This window comes from Aeromonas aquatilis, from assembly GCF_054052405.1.
The window spans coordinates 23,069-29,164 of the sequence record NZ_JBSTYP010000061.1; the positions used below are offsets into that span (position 1 = coordinate 23,069).

Below are 6,096 nucleotides of genomic sequence, written 5' to 3' on the forward strand. Positions count from 1 at the left end.
GAGGGCATGGCCAGGGATAGTATGAAACGGTGAGGCTTAGTCCCGCACCGGCGGCGGTGCCAGCACGTCGCGCTGACCATTGCCACCCGGTGAGCTGACGATGCCCTGATCCTCCATCTGTTCGATGAGACGGGCTGCCCGGTTATAACCAATCTTGAACTTGCGCTGGACGCTGGAGGTCGAGCCACGGCGGGACTCCACCACGAAGGCGACCGCTTCGTCGAACAGGGGGTCGAGCTCTTCATCGCCACCACCGCCATATTCGCCGCTGCCACCTTCGCCACCCGACTCACCGGAGAGGATCTCCTCGATGTAGTTCGGCTCGCCGCGCAGTTTCCAGTCCGCCACCACCTTGTGCACTTCGTGGTCATCGACGAAAGCTCCGTGTACCCGGGTCGGGTTGGAGGTACCGGCCGGCATGTAGAGCATGTCGCCCATACCGAGCAGGGATTCGGCACCGCCCTGATCGATGATGGTGCGCGAGTCGATCTTGCTCGACACCTGGAACGAAATACGGGTCGGGATGTTGGCCTTGATAAGACCGGTGATGACATCCACCGACGGACGCTGGGTTGCAAGGATAAGGTGAATACCGGCCGCACGCGCTTTCTGGGCGATACGGGCGATCAGCTCTTCCACCTTCTTGCCGACAATCATCATCATGTCGGCAAACTCGTCCACCACCACCACGATATGGGGCAGCTTCTCCAGCTCCGGCGGCGTCTGATCCATGGAGTCGCCCGGACGCCACAGCGGGTCGAGCAGGGGCTCACCCGCCTCGATGGCGGCCAGCACCTTGTCGTTGTAGCCCTTGAGGTTACGCACCCCGACCGCCGACATCAGTTTGTAACGACGCTCCATCTCACCCACACACCAGCGCAGGGCGTTGGCGGCATCCTTCATGTCGGTCACCACCTCGGTCAGCAGGTGCGGGATCCCTTCGTAGACCGAGAGCTCCAGCATCTTGGGATCGATCATGATGAAGCGCAGGTCATCGGGGGATGACTTGTAGAGCATCGAGATGATCATGGTGTTGACCCCCACCGACTTACCGGAACCTGTGGTACCGGCCACCAGCAGGTGAGGCATCTTGGCGAGGTTCACCACCACCGGTTCACCGGCGATGTCCTGACCCAGGCCCATGGTGAGCGGGTTGCGGCTATCGCGGAAGGCATCGCAGTCAAGGGTTTCGCGCAGGTAAACGGTCTGGCGCACCCGGTTGGGCAGCTCGATACCGACATAGGTTTTACCCGGGATCACTTCCACCACCCGCACGCTGCTGGCCGAGAGAGAGCGGGCAAGGTCGCGCGAGAGGTTGGTGATCTTGCTCGCCTTCATGCCCGGCGCCAGATCCAGCTCGAAACGGGTAATGACCGGACCCGGATAGACACCCACCACCTTGGCCTGCACGTTGTAGTCGGCAAGCTTGGCCTCCACCAGACGGCCCATGCGATCCAGCTCATCCTTGCTCATCATCTGGGTCTTGGCGGGTGGACGGTCGAGCAGCTCGATACTTGGCAACGGCGGCATTGTTGACTGCGGACGACGCTTGGGCTTGGTCGGTGCAACGGCTACCGGCGCGGCAACCTCGTCGTCCCCTTCGGCCCACGGCAGATCCAGATCGTCCTCATCATCGTCATCGGCCACAGCCAGTACCGGCTGACGGCGACCATTGGCAGCCGCCACCGCACGTTTCGGCTTGGCAGCCGGAGCTGGCTCGTCCTCTTCATCATCAAACTGGGGATCGAACTCGAAGGTATCGTCGTCGAGTTCCGGCAGCCACTCTTCGGCGGCAGCCTTCTGGTTCTTGGCCTTGGGCTTGCGAGTCCAGCTGGTATGCGGCTCATCTTCCTCATCATCAAACGCGATGGTCCCTACCCCGCCTTCCAGCAAGGGATCCGGCCCCTCGTTGCGGGGTTGACGCCAGCCACCGGTCAACCAGCGGCCGAGGGTGGTCGGGAAGTGGTAAACAGCGCTGACCGAACCGGTACAGGCCGCACCGATCTGCTCGACGATGGTGAGCCAGGACCAGCCGGTAAACAGGGTGATGCCGGTTGCCACGAAGCAGAGCAGCATCAGGTTGGCCCCGACGCCGCCAAACAGCGGCACCACCGCGGAGGCGATCACATCCCCCACCAGACCACCGGCGGAGAAGTTCTGCATATCGTTGAAGTTCATGCTGGCAATGGCCGACATGCCGAGCACGGTCAGGATAAAGCCGATGATCCGCACCCCCAGGGTGAGGTAATCCACATCGAGCAGACGGCTCGGGCGCCAGAACAGACTCCAGCCCAGCAGCACCACCAGCGGCGGCACCAGATAGGAGAAGGCACCAAAGGTAAACATGGTGATATCGGCGAGCCAGGCACCGGCACTACCGGCAAGGTTCTTCACCTCTCCTTGCCAGGAGGTCTGGGACCAACCGGGATCGGCGGGATGATAGGACAACAGGGCAAGCAGAAGATAAGCGGCCATCAGGGTGATGGCGATCAAGACGGCTTCGAAGATCCGTTGTGTACCTGATAAAGGAGTAAACAGCTTTTTATCGGCCAAACTCCGGCTCCTTTCTGAAAACATATAATGCAGGAAATAAGGGGGCCTAGTATCCCCGAAAAGCCCATCGATTGTCAGCCTGTGCCTGATGGGACGGGGCCATATTTGCAATTATCTTTACAAGAAGAAACGAGCGGACCGGCCGCTCGTTTCTGACTGTCATGGTGTCTCATATGGAAAAGAAACCACGGCATAACCTGCTTTATCGGGTGCTGATCACCAGACGACTGCTCTGCTTGACCTCTTCCATCACCACGTAAGTGCGGGTGTCGTTGACACCGGGCAGACGCAGCAGGGTTTCCCCCAACAGACGGCGGTAAGCCGACATGTCGCTGACTCGGGTCTTGAGCAGGTAGTCGAAGTCGCCGGAAACCAGATGACACTCCTGGATCTCTTCGAGCACCTGAACAGCCTTGTTGAACTGTTCAAATACATCAGGCGCCCCGCGATTGAGAGTTATCTCTACAAACACCAGCAGAGATGCGTCCAGATAATGAGGGTTCAGAATAGCGGCATATCCTTCGATATAACCTTGTCGCTCGAGGCGGCGAACCCGTTCCAGACACGGTGTAGGACTCAGGCCAACTCGTTTGGACAACTCAACATTCGAAATCCTGCCATCCTTTTGCAGTTCATTGAGAATGTTGCGGTCAATCCTGTCCAAATCCTTTAGCCGACTCTTAGCTTCCATCATTTTATTCCATCCTTTGGCTATTTTTTGGTAAGAATCACCAGTTATTTTATAATTATGGTCACAAATCCTGTCAATACCTGAATATACTAGGCGCAAATGTTGATTAACATTTTGGCAACATGAAACACCAATCTATAGACGAGGGATAGCATGATTATCGGTGTACCTAAAGAGATAAAAAACCATGAATACCGCGTAGGCATGGTTCCGGCCAGTGTACGTGAACTGACAGCACGAAACCATACTGTTTTCGTCCAAAGCGGTGCCGGAAACGGCATTGGCTTTAGCGATGCAGATTATATCGCTGTTGGTGCCGAAATTTTGGCCTCTGCGGCAGAGGTTTTCGCCAAAGCCGAGATGATCGTCAAGGTCAAGGAACCTCAGCCTGTCGAATGTGCCATGCTGCGTCCGGGTCAAACCCTGTTCACCTATCTGCATCTGGCGCCAGACCTGCCCCAGACCGAAGCCCTGCTGAAAAGCGGCGCCATCTGCATCGCCTATGAAACCGTCACCGACGGCCGTGGCGGCCTGCCTCTGCTGGCCCCCATGTCGGAAGTGGCCGGTCGCATGTCTATTCAGGCAGGAGCCCAGGCGCTGGAAAAATCACGTGGCGGAAGCGGAGTGCTGCTCGGCGGTGTGCCCGGGGTCGAACCGGCCAAGGTGGTGATCATCGGTGGCGGCGTAGTCGGCTCCAATGCCGCCCGCATGGCCATTGGCCTGCGCGCGGATGTGACCATTCTCGACAACAACGTCGATACCCTGCGTCGTCTCGATAACGAGTTCCAGGGGGCTGCCAAGGTTGTCTACTCCAACAGCGAGACCCTGGAGCGCCATCTGCTGGCCGCAGATCTGGTCATCGGCGGCGTGCTGGTACCGGGCGCCACTGCGCCAAAACTTGTCAGCCGCGACCATATTGCGCGCATGAAGCCGGGCTCTGCCATCGTCGATGTGGCCATCGATCAGGGCGGCTGTGTGGCAACCTCCCACGCCACCACCCATGAAGATCCTACCTATATCGTCGATGAGGTAGTGCACTACTGTGTGGCCAACATGCCAGGGGCGGTGGCCCGAACCTCGACGGTGGCGCTCAACAATGCCACCCTGCCCTTTATCATCAAGCTGGCTCAGCAAGGATATCGTCAGGCACTGTTGAGCGATCCCAACCTGCTGCACGGGCTCAACGTGATGGAGGGCAAACTCACCTGCAAGGAAGTGGCCGTGGCACATGGCCTTGCCTACACGGATCCCCTGACCCTGCTGAACTGATCTGCGCTGGCCTCGCCAGTTGGAGATGAGTGAAAATCCGCCCGCGATGGGCGGTTTTTTTATTCCTTTATTTTGCACATCACCCCTTGTGAACACGATTAGTGCAATCGACTCACCAGCCTTTGACCCCGGATCACGAATTACCTACAATCGCGCAAACTCATCACATCCCGGAAATGACATCATGAGCCAAGTCACTCACAGCAAATTGCTGATCTTAGGGTCAGGCCCGGCCGGTTACACCGCGGCCGTCTATGCCGCCCGCGCCAACCTCAATCCCCTGCTCATCACCGGCATGCAGCAAGGGGGTCAGCTGACCACCACCACCGAAGTGGAGAACTGGCCAGGTGATCCGGAAGGCCTGACCGGCCCGGCCCTGATGGAGCGCATGAAAGAGCATGCAGAGAAGTTCGATACCCGCATCCTGTTTGATCACATCAACAGTGTCGAACTGACTCAGCGCCAGTTCCGTCTCAAGGGCGACAACGGCGAGTACACCTGCGATGCCCTGATCATCGCGACCGGCGCCTCCGCCAAGTATCTGGGCCTGCCCTCCGAAGAGGCCTTCAAGGGGCGCGGTGTCTCTGCCTGTGCCACCTGTGACGGTTTCTTCTACCGCAATCAGGAAGTGGCCGTGATTGGCGGCGGCAACACCGCTGTTGAAGAAGCCTTGTATCTGGCCAACATCGCCAAGAAGGTGCACCTGATCCACCGCCGCGACGAGTTCCGTGCCGAGAAGATCCTGATCAAGCGTCTGCACGACAAGGTCGAAAGCGGCAATATCGTGCTGCACACCCACCAGACTCTGGACGAAGTGCTGGGGGATCAGATGGGGGTTACCGGTGTGCGCCTGCGCAACACTCAGGACAACAGCACCAGCGAGCTGCCGCTGATGGGGGTCTTCATCGCCATCGGCCATCAGCCCAATACCCAGATCTTCGATGGCCAGCTGGAGATGCAAAACGGCTATCTGAAGGTACGTGGCGGCCTCGACGGTTTTGCCACCCAGACCAGCATTGAAGGTGTCTTCGCTGCCGGCGACGTGGCCGACCACAACTACCGTCAGGCGATCACCTCTGCCGGTACCGGCTGCATGGCAGCCCTCGATGCCGAACGCTACCTCGACGCGCAATAAGAACTCTCTGCCCTAACGGCGCGATGACTGGCAAAAGGTATACTCCGGTATACCTTTTGCCTTATGGAACAGAACGTCACTCTCGCAAGGAACTCGCCTAATGAACAAACTCCTACTGGTGGAAGATAGTCAGACCATCAGCCGTATGCTGGCCCAAGCCATCCGCCAGCATCTCAATCTGGAAGTGGATACGGTCTATACCTTGGCCGAGTGTCTGACCAAGCACCATGATGACTATTTTGTGGCGCTGGTCGATTTGACATTGCCCGATGCACCAAATGGTGAAGCTGCCAGCGCATTACTGGCTCGCAACGTTCCTGTCATAATCCTCACGGCTAACCTCAACGAAGACTCCAGATGAGGTGTCCTGACAAGATCGGACAGTCCCGGATCAAGCAGCCTGAGCAGTTCTCCAATACCTCTTGTTAAACTCCGCCGGGCTGACATT

At 58.2% G+C, this 6,096-nt stretch carries 5 protein-coding genes; 3 read left to right on the forward strand and 2 right to left on the reverse strand.

Translation table 11 applies throughout. From position 1 onward, the window contains the following. Positions 1-36: 36 nt before the first annotated feature. A complete protein-coding gene (locus tag ACW5W8_RS19670) occupies positions 37-2,553 on the reverse strand; it encodes a DNA translocase FtsK (RefSeq protein WP_498629751.1) in 2,517 nt (838 codons plus the stop codon). A 202-nt stretch (positions 2,554-2,755) separates the two neighbouring features. Next, positions 2,756-3,247, reverse strand: coding sequence for a leucine-responsive transcriptional regulator Lrp (gene lrp / locus ACW5W8_RS19675; RefSeq protein ID WP_005300047.1), 492 nt, complete (start codon positions 3,245-3,247; stop codon positions 2,756-2,758). A 150-nt stretch (positions 3,248-3,397) separates the two neighbouring features. Here lrp and ald point away from each other — a divergent pair, with 150 nt between their 5' ends. The 3 genes from ald to ACW5W8_RS19690 all read left to right on the forward strand — a co-directional run bounded on the left by ald (position 3,398) and on the right by ACW5W8_RS19690 (position 6,009). Beyond that, positions 3,398-4,513, forward strand: a complete 1,116-nt coding sequence (ald, locus tag ACW5W8_RS19680) for an alanine dehydrogenase (RefSeq protein ID WP_498629754.1) — start codon at positions 3,398-3,400, stop codon at positions 4,511-4,513. A 184-nt stretch (positions 4,514-4,697) separates the two neighbouring features. Further along, the gene (gene trxB, locus ACW5W8_RS19685) at positions 4,698-5,648 is read left to right on the forward strand and encodes a thioredoxin-disulfide reductase (RefSeq protein ID WP_498629756.1); all 951 of its coding nucleotides are present in this window, start codon (positions 4,698-4,700) and stop codon (positions 5,646-5,648) included. A 100-nt stretch (positions 5,649-5,748) separates the two neighbouring features. Beyond that, on the forward strand, positions 5,749-6,009 hold the full coding sequence (locus ACW5W8_RS19690; RefSeq protein WP_498629758.1) for a response regulator: 261 nt from the start codon (positions 5,749-5,751) through the stop codon (positions 6,007-6,009). Positions 6,010-6,096 lie beyond the last annotated feature (87 nt).

Coding starts and splice junctions, on each gene's coding strand:
- lrp (WP_005300047.1), bottom strand. CDS start 3,247: ATGATGGAAGCTAAGAGTCGGCTAAAGGATTTGGACAGGATTGACCGC.
- ald (WP_498629754.1), top strand. CDS start 3,398: ATGATTATCGGTGTACCTAAAGAGATAAAAAACCATGAATACCGCGTA.
- trxB (WP_498629756.1), top strand. CDS start 4,698: ATGAGCCAAGTCACTCACAGCAAATTGCTGATCTTAGGGTCAGGCCCG.
- ACW5W8_RS19690 (WP_498629758.1), top strand. CDS start 5,749: ATGAACAAACTCCTACTGGTGGAAGATAGTCAGACCATCAGCCGTATG.